Annotated in this window: 17 protein-coding genes, 2 pseudogenes and 1 other annotated feature; of the genes and pseudogenes, 2 read left to right on the top strand and 17 right to left on the bottom strand. The window is 58.1% G+C overall.

Annotated features, from left to right (window positions below; genetic code table 11):
* Positions 1 to 15: 15 nt before the first annotated feature.
* From nhaA to KAQ61_RS11745, 11 genes and pseudogenes are all read right to left on the bottom strand, one after another.
* Entirely contained in the window at positions 16 to 1,881 is a 1,866-nt protein-coding gene (gene nhaA, locus KAQ61_RS11795) for a Na+/H+ antiporter NhaA (protein WP_210929273.1), read from the bottom strand.
* Between the two features lie 56 nt (positions 1,882 to 1,937).
* Entirely contained in the window at positions 1,938 to 2,966 is a 1,029-nt protein-coding gene (locus KAQ61_RS11790; RefSeq protein ID WP_244982880.1) for a replication-associated recombination protein A, read from the bottom strand.
* Positions 2,967 to 2,969: 3 nt separating this feature from the next.
* Positions 2,970 to 3,791 carry an IS3 family transposase gene (locus KAQ61_RS11785; RefSeq protein WP_210929272.1) on the bottom strand — a complete coding sequence of 274 codons (822 nt, stop codon included), beginning with the start codon at positions 3,789 to 3,791 and terminating at the stop codon, positions 2,970 to 2,972.
* Complete coding sequence (locus KAQ61_RS11780) at positions 3,788 to 4,105, bottom strand: DUF1153 domain-containing protein (protein WP_003074457.1); 318 nt, start codon at positions 4,103 to 4,105, stop codon at positions 3,788 to 3,790. Before KAQ61_RS11780 ends, KAQ61_RS11785 begins: the two co-directional genes overlap by 4 nt.
* 45 nt (positions 4,106 to 4,150) lie before the next feature.
* Positions 4,151 to 4,471 (bottom strand): annotated as a pseudogene (locus KAQ61_RS11775) (AAA family ATPase); the annotation flags it as partial.
* Positions 4,472 to 4,601: 130 nt separating this feature from the next.
* Positions 4,602 to 5,375: a ZIP family metal transporter gene (locus tag KAQ61_RS11770; protein WP_034395397.1), complete on the bottom strand. Its 774-nt coding sequence runs from the start codon at positions 5,373 to 5,375 to the stop codon at positions 4,602 to 4,604.
* A 250-nt stretch (positions 5,376 to 5,625) separates the two neighbouring features.
* Positions 5,626 to 6,906, bottom strand: coding sequence for an NAD(P)/FAD-dependent oxidoreductase (locus KAQ61_RS11765; RefSeq protein WP_210929271.1), 1,281 nt, complete (start codon positions 6,904 to 6,906; stop codon positions 5,626 to 5,628).
* A gap of 18 nt (positions 6,907 to 6,924) precedes the next feature.
* Positions 6,925 to 7,755, bottom strand: a complete 831-nt coding sequence (gene fghA, locus KAQ61_RS11760; protein WP_034395396.1) for an S-formylglutathione hydrolase — start codon at positions 7,753 to 7,755, stop codon at positions 6,925 to 6,927.
* A 58-nt stretch (positions 7,756 to 7,813) separates the two neighbouring features.
* Positions 7,814 to 9,148, bottom strand: a complete 1,335-nt coding sequence (locus KAQ61_RS11755) for a DUF3422 family protein (RefSeq protein WP_210929270.1) — start codon at positions 9,146 to 9,148, stop codon at positions 7,814 to 7,816.
* Positions 9,149 to 9,330: 182 nt separating this feature from the next.
* Entirely contained in the window at positions 9,331 to 9,729 is a 399-nt protein-coding gene (locus tag KAQ61_RS11750; protein WP_023435205.1) for a VOC family protein, read from the bottom strand.
* 43 nt (positions 9,730 to 9,772) lie between these two features.
* Positions 9,773 to 10,882 carry an S-(hydroxymethyl)glutathione dehydrogenase/class III alcohol dehydrogenase gene (locus KAQ61_RS11745; protein WP_034395387.1) on the bottom strand — a complete coding sequence of 370 codons (1,110 nt, stop codon included), beginning with the start codon at positions 10,880 to 10,882 and terminating at the stop codon, positions 9,773 to 9,775.
* Between the two features lie 283 nt (positions 10,883 to 11,165).
* Here KAQ61_RS11745 and KAQ61_RS11740 point away from each other — a divergent pair, with 283 nt between their 5' ends.
* Entirely contained in the window at positions 11,166 to 12,071 is a 906-nt protein-coding gene (locus KAQ61_RS11740; RefSeq protein ID WP_210929269.1) for a LysR family transcriptional regulator, read from the top strand.
* Between the two features lie 128 nt (positions 12,072 to 12,199).
* Here KAQ61_RS11740 and KAQ61_RS11735 read toward each other — a convergent pair.
* The 4 genes and pseudogenes from KAQ61_RS11735 to KAQ61_RS11720 all read right to left on the bottom strand — a co-directional run bounded on the left by KAQ61_RS11735 (position 12,200) and on the right by KAQ61_RS11720 (position 17,593).
* A pseudogene (locus tag KAQ61_RS11735) lies at positions 12,200 to 13,434 on the bottom strand (IS3 family transposase).
* Positions 13,040 to 13,156 (bottom strand) — a sequence feature (AL1L pseudoknot). (Overlaps the previous pseudogene by 117 nt.)
* 473 nt (positions 13,435 to 13,907) lie before the next feature.
* Complete coding sequence (locus KAQ61_RS11730) at positions 13,908 to 14,084, bottom strand: DNA-binding protein (protein WP_210929268.1); 177 nt, start codon at positions 14,082 to 14,084, stop codon at positions 13,908 to 13,910.
* A 289-nt stretch (positions 14,085 to 14,373) separates the two neighbouring features.
* Positions 14,374 to 14,931, bottom strand: coding sequence for a 3'-5' exonuclease (locus tag KAQ61_RS11725; protein ID WP_210929267.1), 558 nt, complete (start codon positions 14,929 to 14,931; stop codon positions 14,374 to 14,376).
* 919 nt (positions 14,932 to 15,850) lie between these two features.
* Entirely contained in the window at positions 15,851 to 17,593 is a 1,743-nt protein-coding gene (locus tag KAQ61_RS11720) for a GNAT family N-acetyltransferase (protein ID WP_210929266.1), read from the bottom strand.
* Between the two features lie 611 nt (positions 17,594 to 18,204).
* On the opposite strand from KAQ61_RS11720, the gene KAQ61_RS11715 reads away from it, so the two are divergent.
* Positions 18,205 to 18,819, top strand: a complete 615-nt coding sequence (locus KAQ61_RS11715; protein WP_244982879.1) for a hypothetical protein — start codon at positions 18,205 to 18,207, stop codon at positions 18,817 to 18,819.
* Positions 18,820 to 18,889: 70 nt separating this feature from the next.
* Here KAQ61_RS11715 and KAQ61_RS11710 read toward each other — a convergent pair whose 3' ends face one another.
* Positions 18,890 to 19,822: an IS5-like element ISAav2 family transposase gene (locus tag KAQ61_RS11710; protein ID WP_043387407.1), complete on the bottom strand. Its 933-nt coding sequence runs from the start codon at positions 19,820 to 19,822 to the stop codon at positions 18,890 to 18,892.
* Between the two features lie 80 nt (positions 19,823 to 19,902).
* Positions 19,903 to 20,949, bottom strand: coding sequence for a YVTN family beta-propeller repeat protein (locus KAQ61_RS11705; protein WP_210929264.1), 1,047 nt, complete (start codon positions 20,947 to 20,949; stop codon positions 19,903 to 19,905).
* Positions 20,950 to 20,957: the final 8 nt, after the last annotated feature.

Below are 20,957 nucleotides of genomic sequence, written 5' to 3'. Positions count from 1 at the left end.
TGTAGTTCGTCCCGCTCAGGACGGGACTTCCTGAGTTCGGGTGCCGCGGCGGCTGGCTTCAAGCGCTGCGGTGACAGAGCGGGCGTCGTAGCTGCCGCGCAGGCGGCGACCCTCGACGAAGAACGTCGGCGTGGCATGCGCACCGCTGGCGACCGCACTGGCGAGGTCGCGCTCGACACGCTCGATCACCGCAGGGCTGTCGAGATCGGCGATGAACCGATCGACGTCGAGCCCAAGCTCTGCGGCGTAGCCGATCAGATCCTCGCGCTCCAGCGCGTGCTGACGGCTGAACACGAAGTCCAGCCACGGCCAGAACATCCCCTGGTTCGCCGCTGCCTCGGACGCACGCGCGGCAATCGGCCCGTGCGGGTGGTGCGGCAGATGGCGCACCACATACCGCAGGTCGTCACCGAAGTGGGCGCGAAGATCGTCCCACGAACCGGTGGCGTGCGCACAGTACTCGCACTCGAAGTCCACGTACTCGACGAGAGTGAGTTGGGCGTCCTCTGGCCCGCGAATGTGATCGACCTCGGGATCGACCGGCGGCTCAAGCACCATCGGCAGATCGGCGTTCTCCTCACCCCACCTGCGAGCGGCAACCTTGAAGATGAGCCACCCGAGCAACGTGGCGAGCATCATCGACACGAGCACGCCGACCGTCGCCTGGCGGCCCAGGTCGGAGGTCGTGCCGAACGCGAGCCCGATGATGAGCAGCGACACGGTGAACCCGATCCCGGACAGTGCCGCACCACCGAACACGCTCCCCATTCCGACGCCCTCGGGCAGCCGGCCCAGGCCGAGACGGACGGCGACGAGCGTGGTGAGCCCGATGCCCAGGAGCTTGCCGAGCACGAGCCCCGCGATGACGCCCCAGGTCACGGGCGAGCCGAAGGCCTCAGCGAGCAGCCCACCACGCAGGTCCACCCCGGCGTTCGCCAAGGCGAACACCGGCACGATCAGCAGCGCTGTCGGCAGCCGCAGGAACTCGTGCAGCCGCTCGTTCACCGAGATACCCTGGGACAGCCCGCAGTCCACCGCGCGAGCCGATGCGGCACTCGGAGACTGCCAGAAGTCACGGAACAACTGTCTTGCCGCAACGACCCCGTGACGTTGCGTCGCATAGGCGGGGATCAGCAGCCCCGCGGCCATCCCGGCGAGGGAGGCATGGATGCCGGAATACACGGTTGCGAGCCACAGCACGATCACGATCAGCACATACGGCATTGCCCGCCACTGGCGGGTGCGCCCCAGCAACCACAACCCGACGAGACTGGCAAGGGCGATCAGCAACGGGACGACCCGGATCTCCTCGCTATAGACGATGCCGATGATGGACACGGCGAGGAAGTCATCGACCACGGTCAGGGTGAGCAGGAACACACGCAATTGACCGGACAGCCGCGGACCGACGATCGCCAGGGTGCCCAGCATGAACGCCGTATCGGTGCCGACCACCGCACCCCACCCGTGCAGGCCCTGACCTCCGGCCAGCCCCACGAGCAGGACGTACACCAGAGCGGGAAGCACAACACCCGCGACCCCCGCGATCAGGGCGAGACGGGCACGGCTGGGGTCCCTGAGCGACCCGTGGGCGAATTCCTGACGCACCTCCAGGCCGATCAGGAAGAAGAAGACGACCATCAGGCCGTCGTTGACCCAGTGATGCAGGTCCATGTGCAGGCCCAATGGCCCAAAGTTGAACCCGACGTCCAGGTGCCACAACTTGAAATAGGCATCGGATAGCGGCGAGTTCGCCCACGCCAGCGCCACAACCGTGACGATCACCAGGAGCACCGCAGCCCCAGACTCAGTGCGTAGATAGCGGGCAACTCGACTCCGTCTGATATTCGCAGAGGATTCACCGATAGAAGCGTCTGGCATGTTCTTATCCTGTAGTTCGTGAGGTAGCGATGGGCCGATTTCGGGGGGGAGGTCGGTCAAGCGTCCGGGCTTGGCGGCGTCGCGTCATCGAGCGAGCGCAGCCAAGTAAGCCTTTCTCCCAGCCTTCGCTCGACGCCCCTGTCCGTTGGCTGGTACCAGCCCGGCCGCGCCACGCCCTCGGGAAAATAGGTTTGCCCAGCGGCATAGCCGTTGGGCTCATCATGCACGTAGCGGTAGCCTTCGCGATAGCCCATCTGCTTCATCAGCTTCGTCGGCGCATTGCGAAGATGGAGCGGCACAGCCTGGGAGCCGCTGCGCTTGACGAATGCCTTGGCCTGATCCCAGGCGGCATAGGCGGCATTCGACTTGGGGGCCAGAGCGAGGTAAGTCACCGCCTGGGCCAGCGGTATCTCGCCTTCGGGTGAGCCCAGCCTGTCGTAGGCCAGCGCGGCATTGAGTGCCAGTTGCAGCGCCTGCGGGTCGGCATTGCCGATGTCTTCGCTGGCCATCACCACCATGCGGCGGGTCACCTGACTCACATCACCGCTGCCATCGAGGATGCGGGCCAGCCAATACAGGGCCGCATCGGGGTCGGAACCCCGCAGCGATTTGTGGAATGCCGAGAGCTGCCAGTAGAACTCGTCGCCGCCCTTATCGAAGCGGCGCAGCGACGGACTGGTGGACAACCTGGTGAACTCGCCATCGACCAGCGGTTTGCCGGCGCCCGCCGCCGCATTTGTCACCTGCTCAAGCAGATTGAGGAAGCGCCTGCCATCGCCATCGGCGAAGCCCTTGAGCAAGTCCAGCGCGTCCGCCTCCAACGTAATGCCCTGCAGATGCGGCAGCGCGCGTGCATAGAGCTGCTGCATCTCTTCGCCAGACAGCGGCTCCAGTGTGTAGACCTGAGCACGAGAGAGAAGGGCGGAATTGACAGCCAACCCCGGATGCTCCGTAGTCCCTCCCACCAGGGTAAGCAGACCAGACTCGACATGGGGCAACAACGCATCCTGCTGCGCCTTGTTGAAGCGATGGATTTCATCGACGAAAAGGACTGTAGAACTGTATTGACCCAGCGGTTTCTGCACAGGTCAGGCTGCTAAAGCATAAGCCTCAGCGGGGGTCTTCATGCCCAGCGCCTGATGAGGGCGCCGGTGGTTATAAAAGCCGATCCAATCTGCGATCACACGACAGGCGTGCTGCAGTGTCTCGAAACGGTGGCGGTGTACGCATTGGTCTTTGAGCGTTCTGATCACGCGCTCGACCATGCCGTTTTGCTCCGGGCTGTACGGGGTGATGAACTCCTGCTGCAGGCCATAGCTTTTGACCAAGGCCGTGTAGCTGCGGCTGGTGAACACCAGACCGTTGTCTGACCTCAACAGGAACGGGTGCCGGACCTTGCCCAGACAGCCGTACCTGGCAATCAACGCCTGCTCCAGCGCCGCTTCAGCGGTCTTGGATCGGCCACTTCGGCTGAGGTGCCAGCCCAGCAGCTCGCGGCTGTAGCAGTCGATCACCAGGGCCAGCGAAGCCCAGCCATCACGCCCTGTCCACACGCGGCACAGATCGGTGGCCCAGCGCTCATCTGGCGCCTTGGCCACAGAAGGCAATGCCTGGATGCGAGGCCTGAAGCCCACCGGGCGCTTGCGCACCTGCCAGCCCTTGAGCTGGAAGACCCGCTGCACGGTGTTCTTGTTGAAGCCAAGCAGGTGCGCCACGGTGCGATAGCCGAACGACGGGTTCTCTTCGATCATGGCCTTGATGGGTTTGACGAAGTGTTCCTGAACCTTCGGTGGTGCCTTGGTGCTGCGGTAGTACACCGTGCGCCGGGGCATCTCGAACCAATGGCACAGCTTGACCAGGCTGACTTTGAATCCGTCTTGGGCCAGTCCCTGCTGAAGGCTGAGGATCATTTCTCGTCCTCGTTGCCCAGCAGGGACGCCAGCTTTTTTCTGGCACGCAGCTCCAACATGGCTTCGCCATAGGCCTGCTGAAGTTCGCGCAGTTGCTTCTCGTACTGCTCTTTGACTTCCAAGGGCTTGGTGCGCAGGGCGTTCTCCATGCCACGTTTGCCTTCATCGACCCATTGCTCAACCTCCGAGGGGTTGAGGTCGAAGGCACGGCTGGCCTCCGAGATCGTGGTCTTGCCCTGGATGATGTCCAGGACAAGGGCTGTCTTACGCTTGGCTGTCCAGCGCTTGATGTCGTCTTCCATCAGGGTGCTCATCGTCGTTTCCTTCAACGTTAACACCTGAGCAGGAATTCACTGGGTCAATACAGAACGACCGTGGTTATCCAGTTCAGCCTGGGCTTCGTCGATGGCTTGCCGAATGTCCTTTACCCCGGCCAGCACGGCGGAGATGGCGATGAAGCGGCTGTCGGTCACGCTGGCGGCTAGACGGCCCAGGGTGGTCTTGCCCACGCCCGGTGGCCCCCAGAGGATGAACGAGTGCAGCTTGCCCGACTCGAATGCGAGGCGCAGCGGCTTGCCGTGGCCAAGCAAGTGCCTTTGCCCGACGAATTCATCCAGCGTCTTGGGACGCAGTAGTTCGGCCAAGGGAGGCTTGGGCTTTGTCGTGAATAGATCGGTCAAGTTCGTCTCCCAGGCATTTCAAAAAAATGATTCCGATGACGCAGGTTCTTGTGTAAGCACACGTATTTCTTCAATCCCAACATTTGAGTTGACTGGAACCAGTCAGCGACTGCGCTGAATTACCCCTGGTTCACAAGGCGCTATTGCCATGAGACAGCGAGTTCACTACGGCAACTATCGCGATCCCAAGCAGAAGCCAAGCCACTTGTATCGTGGCGTCCTTCGCCGTTCGGCGTTGCTGCATCCGGGGTATTACGTCTGAGAGAGCCACATAGATAAAGCTGCTCCCAGCGACAGCCATCAAGAATGGTTGCAAATGCTGTAGCTTTTCAAGCAGAAGATATCCACTCACACCTCCTAATGCTGTCATCCCGCCAGCCATGGTGAGTTTCAGAACCGCAGAACCTCGATAACTCCCCTCCCGTAGAACGGCCAGATCACCCATGTGATGAGGTATCTCATGCGCTGATACTGATGCGGCAGCAATCGCGCCCAATCGAATGTCCACGATGAACATAGAAGCGATCAGAACGCCGTCACCGAAACAATAAACACCATCACCAATCAGCAATGCCCAACTGGAGCCTCTGTGAGAAGGGCTTGTATGTTCATGGTCGTGCGGGTGATGCCATAGCTCTGCCTTGCCCAAAAGAAAAAAGAAAACCAAGCCCGCAAGAATGACCAAGAAGAGCTCATGCGCATCTACATTGCTTTCAAGCGCTTCAGGCAGCAGATGAGTGAGGCTTGTAGTTAAAAGTGCGCCAGCTGCCAAACCAAGAAAGCCTTGGTGCGCGTAACTAGTCTGTCCATTGCTTGCCCTGGTACGGGCGACCAACAGATAGGCTATCCAGACGCTCCCTATGCCCGCGGCCAGCGTTGCCAGGATGATGATCATCAGTGACATAGATTTTGTACGTAGTTAGTAGGCCAATGGATGTGAAAGAGCAGCTGTCTTGCCTGAATTGCCAACTGGCTACTTGACTGCGCGGCCTGGCGCGCTGTTTAGAACAACCAGCTGTCTTATCCAAGCTACTGACGATCAACGTCAATTAAGCAAGACGATCAAGAATCCGTACTGCACCCAAACGTGGTCTTGCCTACTCCGGAGCATGGTCCTCTAATCCTAAGGTCTGGATTTACCCAACGCCATAGGCTTAGGGGTGGTCCTTGCTCGGGCTTGTCCGAAGGATGATGCGAGAGCCTCGGTAGCCAATGCTGTGGTTCCATACCCAACTCAAGGCAACGCTAAGGCGATTTCGAGTACCAATAAGAAAGTAGATATGCGCGAGTTTCCAAATCCACCATGCAAACGCTCCGCGCAGCTTCACTCGTCCCATGTCAATGACCGCCAGGCTACGGCCTATGGTTGCTAGGTTCCCCTGATGTCGGTATTTAAAGGGACCATCGCTGGGCTTACCCTTCAAGCGTCGCCCAATCAGGCTAGCAACGTACTTGCCTTGCTGTTTTGCTGCTGGTGCAATTCCTGGGACAGGCTTTCCATCAGGCATAGTGCACGAGGCCGTATCGCCGATGGCAAAGATCTCAGGGTGTCCCGCCACCGTCAGGTCGGCCCCAACGACAACTCGGCCAGCACGATCAGAGGCAGCACCCAACCAGCGGGCTGCAGGAGACGCTTGGACTCCGGCGGCCCAGACGATGGTCTTGGCCGAAAGGGGATTGCCGCCATACATCACGCCGTCGGCCGAGCATTCGGTGACCGGCGTACCCAGCACGACCTCGACCCCGAGCTTTTCGAACGCCTGGCGCGTATAGGCCGAAAGATCCTCGGGAAAGACGGACAACAGGCGTTGACCAGCCTCGATCAGTACAACCCGCGACGTGCTTGGATCGATGGAGCGAAAGTCTCGCGCCAGCGTGTCTCGTGCAAGCTCCGCGATGGTGCCCGCCAGTTCCACCCCGGTGGGGCCGCCACCAATGATGACGAAGGTCTGCAACGCAGCGCGTCGTTGCGGATCGCTCGTGCGCTCGGCCTCTTCGAATGCAGCCAGAATTCGGCCTCGGATGGTCGTGGCGTCCTCAAGAGTTTTCAGGCCTGGGGCAAAAGGCTCCCATTCGTCATGCCCGAAATAAGCGTGGGTCGCGCCTGTAGCGAGCACGAGCGTGTCATAGGGCTGGCGCGATCCATTGCTGAGAATGACTTCACGTGCGTCCGTGTCTACACCTTCCACTTCGGCCATCAACGTGTTCACTTCCGGCCGATTGCGAAAGAGATAGCGGATAGGCCAAGCGATCTCCGAGGTAGATAGGGACGCCCCTGCGACTTGGTAAAGCAAGGGTTGGAACAGATGATGATTGCGCCGATCGATGATCGTCACATCGACCTCGGCACCAGCAAGCTGGTTTGCAACCTCGATCCCACCGAAGCCCGCTCCGATAATGACGACGTGATGTCGGTTTTTGGAGGTCTTTGTCATAACCTGATCTCATCTCTCTCAGCGTTTCAGCGCCGATGCGTGGTGTGCCATATGCTCGCCAATGAAACTGGCAATGAAGTAGTAGCTGTGGTCGTAGCCTGGGCGCAGATTCAACGTGAGCGGGTGCCCCGTCTCGTCGCAGGCTTTGCGCAGCAGATCGGGCTGAAGCTGACTCTCCAGGAACTCGTCGCCCAAGCCCTGATCCACCAGCAGCGGCAGACGCTCCTGCACGGTGCGAATCAGCTCCACGGTGTCGTACTGCTTCCACGCCTCCCGGTCGCTGCCCAGGTACGCCTCGAAGGCCTTGTGTCCCCAGGGAACCTGGGTGGGGGCGACGATGGGCGAGAAGGCCGAGACGCTTCGATAACGGCCCGGGTTGCGCAGGGCGATGACCAGAGCACCATGTCCCCCCATGGAATGGCCGCTGATGCTCCGCTCCGCCGTCACGGGAAAGTGGGCCTCGATCAGCGCCGGTAGTTCCTGCACCACGTAGTCATACATCCGATGATTCGCAGCCCAGGGTTCCTGCGTGGCGTTGACGTAGAAACCCGCCCCCTGTCCGAGGTCATAGGCGGGATCGTCGGCAACGCCTTCGCCGCGAGCGCTGGTATCGGGCGCGACGACGGCAATGCCATGTTCGGCTGCGTAGCGCTGGACGGCGGACTTGGTGATGAAGTTCTGCTCGGTGCAGGTGAGGCCTGAAAGCCAGTAGAGCACCGGCACCTTGCTGTGCTGTGCCTGCGGAGGCAGATAGACGCCGACTTTCATCGTGCAACCGAGCGTCGTGGATTCATGCTGATAAACGTCCTGCCAACCATCAAAGCTGGCGTGATGTTCGATGCGTTCCATGGTGTTCTCCTATGTTCAAAGGAACGGCGCAGCTCTCGCGCGCCAGGACGGCAGCTCGTCAGGAAGATTTCTCTTCCGCTGCCGTGTCGCCGTGGGCGTGTCTGATCCTGCGAACGATCCACCAGACCGTCAGCATCACCGCAGGCACCAGGACCGCCATCACCGGCGCCACGCTGTCGTGAACCATCGGAATGCCCTTAAGCAAATAGCCGAGAAGACTCACGACGTAATAAGAAATTGCCGCGACCGAAAGGCCTTCGACGGTTTGCTGAAGGCGCAATTGCATCTTGGCCCGGTTGTTCATCGACGCAAGTAGATCGCGGTTCTGGCGTTCAAGCTCGACGTCGATCCAGGAACGCAGCAACGCGATGGCCCGGGTCAGCTTGTCGGAGAGCTTGGTCTGGCGCTCCTTTACGGATTGGCATGTCCGCATGGCGGGAGCGATGCGACGCTGCAGGAAATCCGCCCAGGTGAAGTACCCGGATACGGCCTCTTCCGAAAGCGCTGCCAGCCTTTCCTCGACGATCTCGTAGTAGGCACGGCTGGCGCCGAAGCGATAGAGATTCGCCGCAATGCCAGCTTCCAGCTCGGCAGCCAGGCCGGTCAATTCGGACAGCAGCACGTCGCTGTCGCGCCGTTCCACCAAGCTCGTACACATCTCGTCGGTGATCGCCGCAAGGCGCGACTCCATGCGTCGCAGCTCCGACGTCATCGATCGTGTCAACGGCAGGGACAGCAACGCCAAGGTGCGGTAAGTCTCGATCTCCAGCAGACGTTGAGCCAGCGCACCCGCACGCGCCGGGGTCAAATCGCGGGCCAGGACGAGGATTTGCGTCAGGCCGTCCTCATCCTGTCGAAAGTCGGTCAGGATGGCGGCAGAGCCGTTCTCCACCAGCGAGTAGCACAGGCTGGCAGGATCGAAGCGATCGACCTCCTTCTCCGTTTCCGGCATCCACGGAAGAAGTCTCAAACGGATGCCGGATACGACCGGGCCGGGAGGAACAAATCCATGCTTGAACGGATTTTCGCCACACGGCTCTCCCGTCTCGGAATCCAGCGAAGCGCACCAGAGATACGTCGAGAACTCGGTGTGCTTTTCGCAGTGCAGGTCTCCTTCATCCCATGTCACGCCGTGAAGCGGCGTAGCATGGTCGGGTTCGGCAACGCCGAAGCGATGAGACAACTCGCTCATCGCCATCTGATCCCTGGCCTGGTCGCCTTCGGTCATGAAAGCGAGCTGCAATATACCGCGGGGGGCCTGAATCAAGAGATGCGGGCGCGCATGCACTTCACCCACGGCGGCAGCACGATCGGTATAGGCCGGCATGCCGTACACGGTGGCGGTCGGGGCGGGTTGTACGGTCGTCGTATTGATGTTGGCCGGCTCTTGCATAACGACCTCATTTCTCATTGGTTGAAAAACACGCTTCAAAGCAACTGCCCGCAGCCATGCGTTTCGCACATGGCTGCGGGCCGATCTTCATGAGCGGGCACCGCTCTACACGGTCCGTCCAATAGGCTCGCCGTGTAGAGGCTTGTGCTGGCCTTTTCAGAACGCCCTCAGCTTCCTGGCTTTCAGACGAAGGTGTACGCGCAAACCTTGTTGCCCGCCGGATCACGCAGGTAGGCCGCATAGGCACCCGGCAGGTGGCCACGCGGGCCGGGCTGGCCCTCGTCGGTGCCGCCTGCGGCAAGGCCGGCGGCGTGGAAGGCGTCCACTTCGGCGGGAGTGGCGGCCGCAAAGCCGACCGTCACGCCGTTGCCGGAAGGCGCTTCACCATTGCCCGGACGGGCGATGATGAAAGCCGGCTTTTCGCGACCGAAAAGCACCCATCCGTTGCCGAAAGGACCGAGATTCTTGATGCCGAGAGCACCCAGAGCGGCGTCATAGAACGCGGTCGACTTCTGGAGGTCGGCGGCGCCGACGAAGACGTGCGAGAAGATGCCGTCGCCGGAAATGACAGGATTGGACATGGTTAATTTCCTTGGTGGTTGGTGTTGAATGGATAGTGGGTGATCAGTAGTGGATCACCGTGCGAATCGACTTGCCTTCATGCATCAGGTCGAAGGCCTTGTTGATGTCGTCGAGGCCCATGGTGTGGGTGACGAACGGGGCGAGATCGATCTCGCCTTTCATTGCGTCTTCCACCATGCCGGGAAGTTGGGTGCGGCCCTTGACCCCACCGAAAGCCGAACCCTTCCAGGTGCGACCGGTGACCAACTGGAACGGGCGGGTCGAAATTTCCTTGCCAGCACCAGCCACGCCGATGACGATCGACTGGCCCCAGCCGCGGTGTGCTGCTTCCAATGCAGAACGCATCACATTGACGTTACCAATGCATTCGAAGGTGTGATCGACACCCCAGCCGGTCATCTCGATCAGAACCTCGTGAATCGGCTTGTCGAAGTCCTTCGGGTTGAGACATTCGGTCGCGCCGAAGGTACGAGCCAGTTCGAACTTCGCCGGATTGGTATCGATGGCGATGATGCGGCCCGCTTTGGCCTGGCGTGCACCTTGAATCGCAGCGAGACCGATGCCGCCGAGGCCGAAGATGGCCACCGAGTCGCCGGGCTGTACCTTGGCCGTGTTGTGCACGGCGCCGATGCCGGTGGTCACGCCGCAGCCCAGCAGGCAGACGTGCTCGGGGTTGGCGTCCGGGTTGATCTTGGCCAGCGAGACTTCGGCGACGACTGTGTATTCGCTGAAGGTCGAGCAGCCCATGTAGTGGTAAACCGGCTGACCGTTGTACGAGAAGCGAGTCGTACCATCGGGCATCAGCCCCTTGCCCTGGGTTGCGCGAACCGCGACACACAGGTTGGTCTTACCGGACTTGCAGAACAGGCACTCGCCGCATTCGGCGGTGTAGAGCGGAATGACGTGATCGCCAGGCTTCACGCTGGTCACACCTTCACCCACCTCCACGACGATACCCGCACCTTCATGACCCAGCACGACCGGGAAGATACCTTCGGGGTCGTCGCCGGACAGGGTGAAGGCGTCTGTATGGCAAACGCCGGTATTCGTGATCTTGATGAGCACCTCGCCCTTGCGCGGCGGCTCGACATCGATCTCGACGATTTCCAGCGGCTTTCCTGGCCCGAAGGCAACTGCTGCACGTGATTTCATGATGTTGTTTCCTTTACTAACTAAATTTGACGTCAGCGATGATGAATATTGAGCACATCAAGCGCCGCCAATAACGCAACTGGCTTCGCGATCGCTGCAGTGCAAGGTGCCGTAGTAGGTGGTGATCTATGCAGAAGTATTCATTCGCGGTTCCTGTGGAGTTGCTCTGGAATCGAAGTATGTGATTCCGCAAAACTCTTGTATATGGAATTGTTTCGATTTATTAATTCCAATTTATGGAATAATAAACGCGCAGTGGAACTGACCAGGTGAAGCGCTCGTCATGAACAAGGAAATTGAACTGCTGCGTATCTTTAGAGTGGCGGCCGAAAGCAGCAGTTTTCGCGATGCGGCCGTCCGGCTCAGTACTTCCCCGCAAGGCGTTACACGCGCGATCCAGCAGCTGGAGCAACACTATGGCGAGGTGTTGTTTCATAGAAGCACGCGCCAGGTACGCATCACTGCGTTTGGTGAAGGTTTGTTAGACCAGGTGCGCCCCGCATTGGAGCGGTTCGAGGAACTCTGGCGAGTTCCTGGGCGTGACGAGCAGACATCCCTCTCTGGCACGGTTCGCATCACGGCACCGCTCAGCTTAGGCACCAGGGCGGTTCTGCCTGCACTGGAGCGCGTGGCCGCGCGTCATCCCGCAATCACACTGGATGTCCGTTTGTCCGATCGCATCAGCAATACGGTTGAAGAAGGGATAGACGTTGGCGTCAGACTCGGATTTATGCGCGATAGCCGCTTTGTCGCGCGAAAGGCCGCCGACATGAAATTTCCAATCGTTGCCGCACCGCATTTGATCAGAAAAGTTGGCGCACCTGACACCATTGATGCCCTCAGTAGACTGCCGACCACTGCGTCTGTCGATCTCAATACCGGCCGCCCCTGGCCTTGGTATTTCAAAGCGGGACGTCAGTGGACACCCATTGCTGCTGCAATCATCGTCGACAATGCCGACATGGAATTGGGGGCGGCGTTGGCAGGCATCGCCTTTGCACAACTGCCAGACTACGTAGTCGCCCCATACATTGCCAGCGGAAAGCTTGTGCGCGTGCTGGAGAAAGAAGAATCTTCAGCATGGGGTTTGTACGTTTATCGGCCGCAGCGCGGCCCGGTCTCGGGAAGAGTTCGGGCGGTATTTGATGAAATGTTGGCTGCCGTTAAATCGTTGCCGGCATTGAGGTGACACACCACCACGCGTCGTAGGTAGGGCCTAAGCTTCGGAAAGCGAAGCGCCGAGCCTTGGTCGCTGATTACGTACGCCCGAATTGTTCGTCGACTGAATCGCCCCGGGTTTCAAGGAGGCCGATTGGTTTAAGTTGACACCTCTGCCGAGGTGTCGCTGACGGCTAGTTGCCTCCAGTAGTTTGCCTCAGCTTCTGCCGGAGGGATGCCCCCAATCGGCGTGAGCAATCGGACATGGTTGAACCAGTGCACCCATTGCAGGGTGGCCAGTTCCACGGATTCCCTGGTCTTCCAGGGTCCCCGGCGGTGAATCAGCTCGGCCTTGTACAGACCGTTGATGGTCTCGGCCAGCGCGTTGTCGTAGCTGTCACCCCGGCTGCCCACCTAGGGCTGTATGCCCGCCTGGTCCAGCCGTTCGGTGTAGCGGATGCTGACGTATTGACTGCCCCTGTCGGAATGGTGCGTCAAGGCATGGGCTGCTGGCTGGCGGTCATACAGCGCCTGCTCCAGCGCATCCAGCACGAAGTCCGTTTGCATGCTGCGGCTGACTCGCCAGCCCACGATGCGCCGGGCATACACATCCACAACAAAGGCCACATACAGCCAGCCCTGCCAGGTGGAGACATAGGTGAAGTCCGACACCCATAGCTCGTTGGGACGGCTGGCCTTGAAGTGCCGGTTGACGTGGTCCAGCGGGCACGGCGCTGATGTGTCAGGCGTGGTGGTACGTACCGCCCTGTCACGGCGAGCCCCTTGCAAGCCCATGGCACGCATCAGTCGCTCCACAGTACAACGTGCCACCGGGATGCCCTCGCGGTTCATCTGCAGCCAGACCTTATCGGCCCCGTAGACCTGCCAGTTGGCATGCCACACGCGCTGGATGTCCGCCTTCAAGCACTCGTCACGCTGGGCGCGTTGACTGCGCAGTTGCGGGTTACGCAGCCGGGCTGCGTGGCGCCAGTAACACGACGGGGCCATCTGCAGCACCCGGCAGATGGGCTCGACCCCGTAGTCGTCACGGTGGCAGTCGATGTAGTTCTTCAAGACTTCAATCGGCGGTCGAGCTGCGCCTGCGCAAAAAACGCGCTGGCCGTCTTCAGGATGTCGTTGGCCCGGCGCAGCTCCTTGACCTCACGTTCCAGCTCCTTGATGCGCTGGGCTTCTGACGTGGTGGTACCGGCACGCTGGCCGCTGTCGACCTCGGCCTTCTTGACCCAATCGTTCAAGGTCTGCGGCACGCAGCCAATCTTGGGGGCTATTGATTCAATGGCTGCCCACAGCGAAGGGTAGTCGGCTCGGTGCTCCTGCACCATGCGTTCGGCACGCTCGCGGACCTCGGGTGAGAACTTGTTTGACTTGGTCATAGCTCCATCTTCTCAAGTGTTGGAGCCTCCTCAAAACCCGGGGCGATTCACTCATATGAATGTCGTCTCAACGTGCTCACACGCAGCTCGCCTGTTACGGAGCTGGTTCTTCGAGGAAGCGAATTGAAGGGCCGCCCGGGAACAGTGAGGCCTGCAGCTAAGCAGCTACAGCCTTTTGGAAAGTGAGCGAGATATCTCTAGAGTCACCAGCCAACTGGTGCGAGCCTTCGTGAGAAGCTAGGCATGGAGTTCTCTAGTCGGATAGATCTGAGTGGCTGCCGTGAATGGGCTGTCCACAAGATGGCACGAGAGATGACTTGACCCTCCGCTCGACGGCGGATAAATTGGAGACCGTGCATTGATCTCTGGGTTCATCTCGGAGTAACGCGGCCCTGGACTGCAATCCTGGGCCGCGTTTGTTTTTCCGCATTCAGTTTGGGCGGAAAGCAGAGGCGCTGTGTTATGGGCTGGGGCTATTTCATGCGAAGCTCCTTGGCGATCTGGGCACTCTCGCCGCGCAAACACTTACGTTGTCCTCGCAAAATTTCGTATACCAGCCGGGGGTTGAATCCACGGTCTCTGGCCCAGGAAGACACAGAGATGCCCGCAGCATGAAAATCCGCCCACGTCAGTGCCCCATGGGTGGGCATGGGGGCTTCTGTGTGTCTTTGTGGAGTTTGATGGACTTGCATTTTCTACAAGCTTGCTGCAAGAGGTACTTATGCATGCATACTATTTGCAAGTCCGTTTATCGTCTACTCACTGAGATGTCTATATAAATCAATCTGGTTGCAGATCTACATTTTTTTATCACATTAAATCTATACGAAGAAATGTCATTTATGCAGAGATCTTGCGAAAAGTACAAATAAATATCTGAATAGATAGGAAGCGTTTTTCGAAGGTAAATAGCCTTGTTTTGTTTCAATTTGTTGCAATTTATCTTTGGATTGGATGCTCTCCGTGCACACCAAGATCCTTGGTTAAATAGGCAATATTGAGTGCATCGTCCAGTGCGCGGTGATGTTGACCTATGGGTTCCTGCCCTTGAATTTTTAAGGCGGTTGTCATTCCTACCTGTTTGATGCGACGATTTTTCGCAAATATTTTTTTCAAATTGATGTGCTGTAGCGGTGTCAATGGATTGTTGACTCCATGTCGAAGGCACTCCCGCTCGATTTGCTTGCGGTCGAAGTCGCCCCAGCTTCCCCAGTGCTGAGCAGCTACGTGTTTTGAGTGACAAAACGCTGCTAGAGCGCAGGCAACGCTTGGGAACATCGGAGCGTTGTCCACTTGTGATTGGGTAATACCAGTGAGGTCCATGCAAAACTGGGTTAAGCAAGGATGCTCGATGGGGCGTACAAATGACTGAAAGGTATCGAGCACAGCACCTTCTGTTGTGACCCAGCAAGCGCCAACTTCAATAATTTCCATTGATTCTTCTGTAATATATTTATCGTCACTGCATGTGGCTTCTAAATCAATGATTAGCATCATGATAATTATCCTTTGATTTTAATTTGTTAGATATTTTTGAAATGCCTATTATTCAAAAATAATATCTTGAAAATTAATAATTTGCTTAAAGTTGCAATCAATAGGGTGAAGAATAATATTAATTTTGGCATTCCCTCAAAAAATAATGATTGTGCTGTCGGTCTTGAAGAGCAAGCGTGCTGATGCATGAACTGTGGTGTTACTACTATGCTGCGTTGAATTCTTTCGCCCTAGCATTTACCCAGGAAATGGTGATTCTTGATCTCAGTCAGGAGTACATAGTTATACTGAAAATGCTGCAACTTTGACTGATGGGTTCTGCTTGTTGCAGCGAGTTCCACGTTTGTTGTGGACTTTCGTGGAGGCATCGTCAAGTCTTTGCGGAGACTCTCCAGTCTTGCAAAGGGTTAGATGCCATCTGCAGATGGAGTCGCGTTACACGAGATGCTCCTAGACATTGGAATAGAGACGCACAAGCTTTGCTCTTTCTAAGAAAAGTGGTTGACTCAGAAGCTTCAGGTCCTGGGCAGCCTTAGCTATGCTGGACAAGAGGTGCGTTTGACTGGCTTAGGCCTCGATCGCTAAGGAGTTACGAATGTTTGATTCGTTACCAACAAAGTTGCCACTGCCGGACAAGACTAGGGGAAAGCTCAAACGAGAACTCGAGTTACTGCCTAAGATGAGTTATGCCAGATGGGCTACGTCTGAGCAGAAGGCTGCTCGCGGGAGGGCCGTGGCAGATCTGCTGGATGCAGACTTGGTGGCTCGTAAAAACAGGCTCAACTAGCGAGAAAGTCCTATGTTGGAACAGATATCAGGACTGTCAACTATCTACAACCTTCTGAACGATTAAACGTGTGTGTCGGTCAGTTTCTATAGCTAGCATGAGCAGTGCTGCAAGCCAAAACGGTTTGAGGGTTTACGACATTAGTTGAGCATGGGATGACGCGCGTGGTTTCGCAAGCCGCATGGATGCTAGGTTGGTGTTTACGACTTTAATGACCCGGAATAATTGCTTTCGCAAGGGGACCATCACACCTTCTCTACCAGGCAAGCAAATGAGCATCGGCGCCAGCAAAGACTCCAACTTGAAAAGCGGGACCAAGACTTTCTGCCCGTCTGGTCGAATCACTGAAATTTGCTGATCCACATGTCTGAACGGTGGTGGGGTGTCTGGCAAACCTAGTTTGCTCACTGCTTCCAACGATTTGCGCCCGACATTCCAGTTCTGTTCGGTCATGCGCCATTTGGCGACAATCTTCTGAAGGTCGTCCGACGTGGATGAGGATGCCACATAGCCAAAGGTTGCCGCGACTTCGCGAAGCGTGGCTTGACGAGGAGGGCAGCTTAACCGCACCCGGCCTACCCCCCCTGGTTTCACGATGCTCAGAACATGTCGGAGCAAGGTTTGAGCAATCTCGTATGCATCTCTCTGCTCCTCGGAAACTGCCGCAAAAGCTCGAATTTCCTGTCCTCGAATGCTCGTTGGCATTACTAGGTAGCCAGCGACGACACCGTTGCATCGCGCCACGTGGCGCAAGCATGCCGAATTGCCGGTCTCAGTCGCAGCCCATTCGTTAACCTGGGTTGCAGTGTCGAGGTCAAGGTTCGTCAAGAGACTCCGAATGGCCGTTGCATCGCTTGACGATGCGGGTTGCACTTCGATAATGTCCTCACTATGAGCCTTGTGCACAACAGGGCTTGCCGTGTGGTCGGGCTCGACTCGAAACAACTCAGGCGAAATTGCATCCACCCCAAACTGCCTTCTGAGATCAGGTGCCCGCTCAAGAATTCTCCCGTCGCTGGTTATGAGTCCTGGCAGGCCGTGGTGAATAGCCGTTGCGAGGTGCCGAAGGTCAGACCTGTCGTTCTCCGACAACGAACCCGACGCATGGCGCTGGGGAAAAACGATTGCGGCAAGCACCGGCAAAAGGCGTCTCCACTCGCTGTCGGGCGGCGTCGAGAACTTCGCAAGAGTTCCTGCGAACGAGAGCATAGGATCCGTCTTTCCTTCGTGGGCGGTGCGACGCAGCTCCGTCTCAATCTCGCTACTAATCGCCAGTGAACATGTCCGCATCCGCTCGGCTCTGAAGACGCTCATGGCTAGTTCATTCCGAGGCCGGCGAGGTCCGAGGTCAAAAAGCACGTTCAAGTCCAGAAGGTAGAGCGGCTTGCCTCCGCTCTCCAAGGTATCTAGGCCGAGTGGGTCAACGGCGTTGATTCCGCTGGGAGCAAAGAGCTGAGGAGTGTCAAGTTCATGGGCGCGAACCACGATCATGCGATTGCGACTAGCCCCTCCTGGTTCCACGCGTTGGGCGTAGAACCCCTGCGCTTCCCAGAAAAAATTGGCGTCTTTGAGGTCTTCAGCGACCCGGGCATGAATCGCAATGAACTGTGCCTCCGTCAACATTTTTTTCAAGGCATCAAGCAGCGCTCGACCAATGTTTCGACTGCGATTGCCCTTAGGAACATAGATCTGCCGAACGTGTGCTTTAGGGAAGCGGAGGTCAAACAACAGATGACCCACATACGTCTCGCCTTGACCGTCACTCTCGACGGCCACAAACAACTGCCCTTTGCGACAGAAGTCCGCATAGACGCTGCGCGAGAAAAATCCAAGCGCATCTCGGTCGCTGTCTGCTGCCTGCACGACCTCTCCCAAGAATGCTGTAGCAGCACTTGGCTCCGTAAGAATCCTGACTGCACCTCCGCTCTTTGTCATAGTTTCCCTTTTGGTGTTATGGATTAACTTTAACGGAAACGCAAGCAAGCCTGCCGTGAACGGAAAGTGGTGAGCTTGTCTCGATTTGAGCGGCAGACTGCTCTCCGACGGAGAGATTTGAAATCTGGATGACTCGCAAAGAGTCGATTGCAGGCGGGAATGAACGACCACATACACGCACCACCTCTGGGTCATTGGTGCTCCAGCCTGCGTAAGAGGTGAACGACGGCTCTCAGCCTGAAGCAGTCCACACCTCACGGTTCAAGCGAGCCAGCGATACCGGGGCTCGCACTAGAACATCTTTGGCTGCGCTACACATCGCATGGCTCTTCAAGGGGCCGCGGAGACCTTGCGTAGCAAGGGCGATCGTGGGGCAAGGCGTTCAGCCGCTGATAGCTTGTGCCCGGGAGACTCAGGTGCTCAGGTCACTAGGTAGGTTTGGATGGTTGCGAACGCGTGATATCGGAGCACTATGCTGGAATCGCTGGCTACCAAAGCCGGTGGCCCCTCTTGATTTGGCAGCCGTAAATGCAACCGACTCTGGGCTTCGCATGGCGCAGAGAACGCTTAAGCGCTTGCGCCTTCAGAATAAGGTGATTTCATCGCAAGCACCTGATGGCAGCATCGTTTACGCGCTCGCAGAAGCAGGTGTGCGAGTACTGCAAGAAGCTGGGGTTGATGCTGCAAGTGGTAAAGACCTGGTGCGCGGATTCAGTGCTGCTTTTTTCAGACATCGATGCATTGCAAACGAAGTGGCGATTGCCGCTATCAACCAGGGCTTTCGAGTTTCAACAGAGCGTGAAATCGCTAAAGGGCTCTGGCTTGGTGGCGAAGCAGGGGTCTTTGGCAAACGACCAGATGTCGTGATCCGAGACGGCAAACGGGTCACCTTTTGCGAAGTTGAAAAATCTCGCAAAAAACAGGCTGAGTACCAATCGCTTGTGCGCTGGCTGTCCAGGCTTTTGCAGCTTCAGCAGAAGTCCGGCGGCCAGGCACAGCTTTCGCCTGAAGTGTGCTTGGAGCGAGTCGTTTTCATCTGCACCCAAGGCTTCCGGACGAAGCTCATGCGCGATCTTGATGCAGCGGGATGGTCGCAGGCCCAACAAAGTGCCCTGATTGAGTATTCATGTGAGCTATACCAATTCAGAGACATATTGTTCCAATGATCCAGCACTTGCTGACGGCTTTGTTGCATAAATCGGCCATAGGCCAAGGCATCCCCAATCCCAAATAGATTTACGCAGCAGCGACTGTCTGGGGCGTGCCCAGAGCGGTAAATTGATTGAGGATTGAAGCTCGGATGTGCAGCTCGGTCACCTGGCGCTCAAACGTCCTGGCCATGACCTTCTCGCCCAGGCGCTTGAAGCAATTCATCTTGGTCTCCACCAGTGACCTTCGGTGGTAGCCGCTCCAGCGTTTCCAGATAGCCCGCCCCAACTGCCTACACGCCTTGACCGCTTCATTGCGGTGAGCAAATGCCAGCCCTTTGCGCAGCTTCGCTCCTTTGCGCGGCGGGATGATTGGAATGGCTCCCCGCAGGTAGCACGCCTTATGTACATCCTGCGTGTCGTACGCCCCATCACCGGTAAAGCTAGCTATCTCTTCATTGCTTGGAATTTGACCTAGCAGGTCTGCTGCCATGGGCGAGTCGCCCACTTCATTGGTTGTTACTGCGATGGCCCGAATCTGCAGTGTCTGGGCATCAATACCCAGATGCACCTTGCGCCACTGGCGGCGGCGCTCGGCACCGTGCTTTTTGGTTTTCCACTCACCTTCGCCCAAGAACTTGATGCCCGTGGAGTCGGCCAGCATGTGCAAGCCTTTGTCACTTGCACGGTAGCGCACCTGCACATCCAAGCTCTTTTGCCTGCGACACACCGTGCTGTAGTCGGGCACTGGCCAATGCAGGCCTGCCATACCCAATAGCGACTCAACCAGGCCCAGTGTCTGGCGCAAGGGCTGGCCAAACAAGCACTTGATGGTCAGGCAAAACTGGATGGCCGCATCTGAGAACTTCTGGCAACGACCACGCTTGCCCGTGGGCCGAGCTAGCCACTGCATATCCCTATCGAGCCAAATGGTCAGCTCACCTCGCGCCTTCAACGCTGCGTTGTAAGCCTTCCAGTTCGTTGTGCGGTACTTAACCCGACCCCAGCTCGTCTCTCTCATCTCCCGAGCCTACCTCAGCTGCGACCGGCATTTGTGCAACAACGCCCCTTGCCGGACAGCTGCAAGCGACGGACAAACCGTCAAGGCGTAATGCTGATGCCGTTGGGAGTCTTGCCTACCGGAACGGTCTTCACAACCTTGCGATCCTTCACATCAAGCACGGAAACCGAATTGGCGTACATGTTGGTAACGTAGGCGTACCGGCCTTCACGGTCGACAACCACGCCATGAGCACCGGCGCCGGTCACGACGGTCTTGGCAACCTTGAAACTCTCCAGCTCAATCAGGCTGACGGTTTTGCCAGGCTTCTTGGGCGTGCCCTGATTGGCCACCAGCAGCGTGCGCGAATCCGGCGTGACATACAGCTGGATGGGGACTGTTCCGACGGCAACCTTGCGAATCACCTTGCGCGTAGCCGGGTCGATCACGGCGACCGCGTTTTCCTCCGACAGCGACACCAAGACAAGACTCCCGTCCGGCGTGAAGCCCACTTGAGCCGGCCCCTTGCCTGCAGGAACTTGCGCGATCTCCTTCTGGCTGGCGGTATCGATGACCGACACCGTTCCGCCCTTGAGGTTGGCGACGTAGGCCTGCTTGCCGTCCGGACTGATGCGAAGACCGTGGGGAAACTTGCCGACCGGAATCGTCGCCACGAGGCTCCGCGCCGCTGTGTCGATCACACTGACCGTGTTGTCGTCGCCGTTGGTGATGTAGGCGAAGCGGCCGTCGGGCGACACCACCACATGGGCCGGGTGCATGCCAACCGGCACCTTGGCGACGACTGCGTTAGTCGCGGTATCGATGGCCCAAACCGCGCCGGGCTTTCCCATCGCATCGTGGCTGCCTTGGGCCATCTCCTTGTGCTCCGACGCGTCGGCCGTTTGAGCAGGCTCCCCGTTATTGGTCACCCATACGACCTTGCCGTCGGGCGATACCTGCACGTTGTGCGGTGCCTTGCCGACGCGCACGCTTGCCAGTGTCTTGAACGACGCAGCATCGAGCACGCTCACCGTGTCAGCCCCCTCGTTGGCCACATACACCTTGTCGGCGGCCAAGGTGGCGCCGGACCAGGCCAATAGGCCCATCTGCACCGCTGTCAAAAGCCAGTTGTTTTTTCTTGTCATCATGATCTCTC

Source organism: Comamonas aquatica (assembly GCF_018064205.1).
GTDB classification, from domain to species: Bacteria; Pseudomonadota; Gammaproteobacteria; order Burkholderiales; family Burkholderiaceae_C; genus Comamonas; species Comamonas aquatica.
The sequence above is the reverse complement of the archived record's forward strand: the minus strand, read 5'-3'. Positions and strand labels throughout refer to the sequence as shown.

Excerpts from the sequence above, each read along its gene's own strand:
- nhaA (WP_210929273.1), bottom strand. The coding sequence starts at position 1,881 with ATGCCAGACGCTTCTATCGGTGAATCCTCTGCGAATATCAGACGGAGT.
- KAQ61_RS11785 (WP_210929272.1), bottom strand. The coding sequence starts at position 3,791 with ATGATCCTCAGCCTTCAGCAGGGACTGGCCCAAGACGGATTCAAAGTC.
- KAQ61_RS11780 (WP_003074457.1), bottom strand. The coding sequence starts at position 4,105 with ATGAGCACCCTGATGGAAGACGACATCAAGCGCTGGACAGCCAAGCGT.
- KAQ61_RS11770 (WP_034395397.1), bottom strand. The coding sequence starts at position 5,375 with ATGTCACTGATGATCATCATCCTGGCAACGCTGGCCGCGGGCATAGGG.
- KAQ61_RS11765 (WP_210929271.1), bottom strand. The coding sequence starts at position 6,906 with ATGACAAAGACCTCCAAAAACCGACATCACGTCGTCATTATCGGAGCG.
- fghA (WP_034395396.1), bottom strand. The coding sequence starts at position 7,755 with ATGGAACGCATCGAACATCACGCCAGCTTTGATGGTTGGCAGGACGTT.
- KAQ61_RS11755 (WP_210929270.1), bottom strand. The coding sequence starts at position 9,148 with ATGCAAGAGCCGGCCAACATCAATACGACGACCGTACAACCCGCCCCG.
- KAQ61_RS11750 (WP_023435205.1), bottom strand. The coding sequence starts at position 9,729 with ATGTCCAATCCTGTCATTTCCGGCGACGGCATCTTCTCGCACGTCTTC.
- KAQ61_RS11745 (WP_034395387.1), bottom strand. The coding sequence starts at position 10,882 with ATGAAATCACGTGCAGCAGTTGCCTTCGGGCCAGGAAAGCCGCTGGAA.
- KAQ61_RS11740 (WP_210929269.1), top strand. The coding sequence starts at position 11,166 with ATGAACAAGGAAATTGAACTGCTGCGTATCTTTAGAGTGGCGGCCGAA.
- KAQ61_RS11730 (WP_210929268.1), bottom strand. The coding sequence starts at position 14,084 with ATGCCCACCCATGGGGCACTGACGTGGGCGGATTTTCATGCTGCGGGC.
- KAQ61_RS11725 (WP_210929267.1), bottom strand. The coding sequence starts at position 14,931 with ATGATGCTAATCATTGATTTAGAAGCCACATGCAGTGACGATAAATAT.
- KAQ61_RS11715 (WP_244982879.1), top strand. The coding sequence starts at position 18,205 with ATGGCGCAGAGAACGCTTAAGCGCTTGCGCCTTCAGAATAAGGTGATT.
- KAQ61_RS11710 (WP_043387407.1), bottom strand. The coding sequence starts at position 19,822 with ATGAGAGAGACGAGCTGGGGTCGGGTTAAGTACCGCACAACGAACTGG.
- KAQ61_RS11705 (WP_210929264.1), bottom strand. The coding sequence starts at position 20,949 with ATGATGACAAGAAAAAACAACTGGCTTTTGACAGCGGTGCAGATGGGC.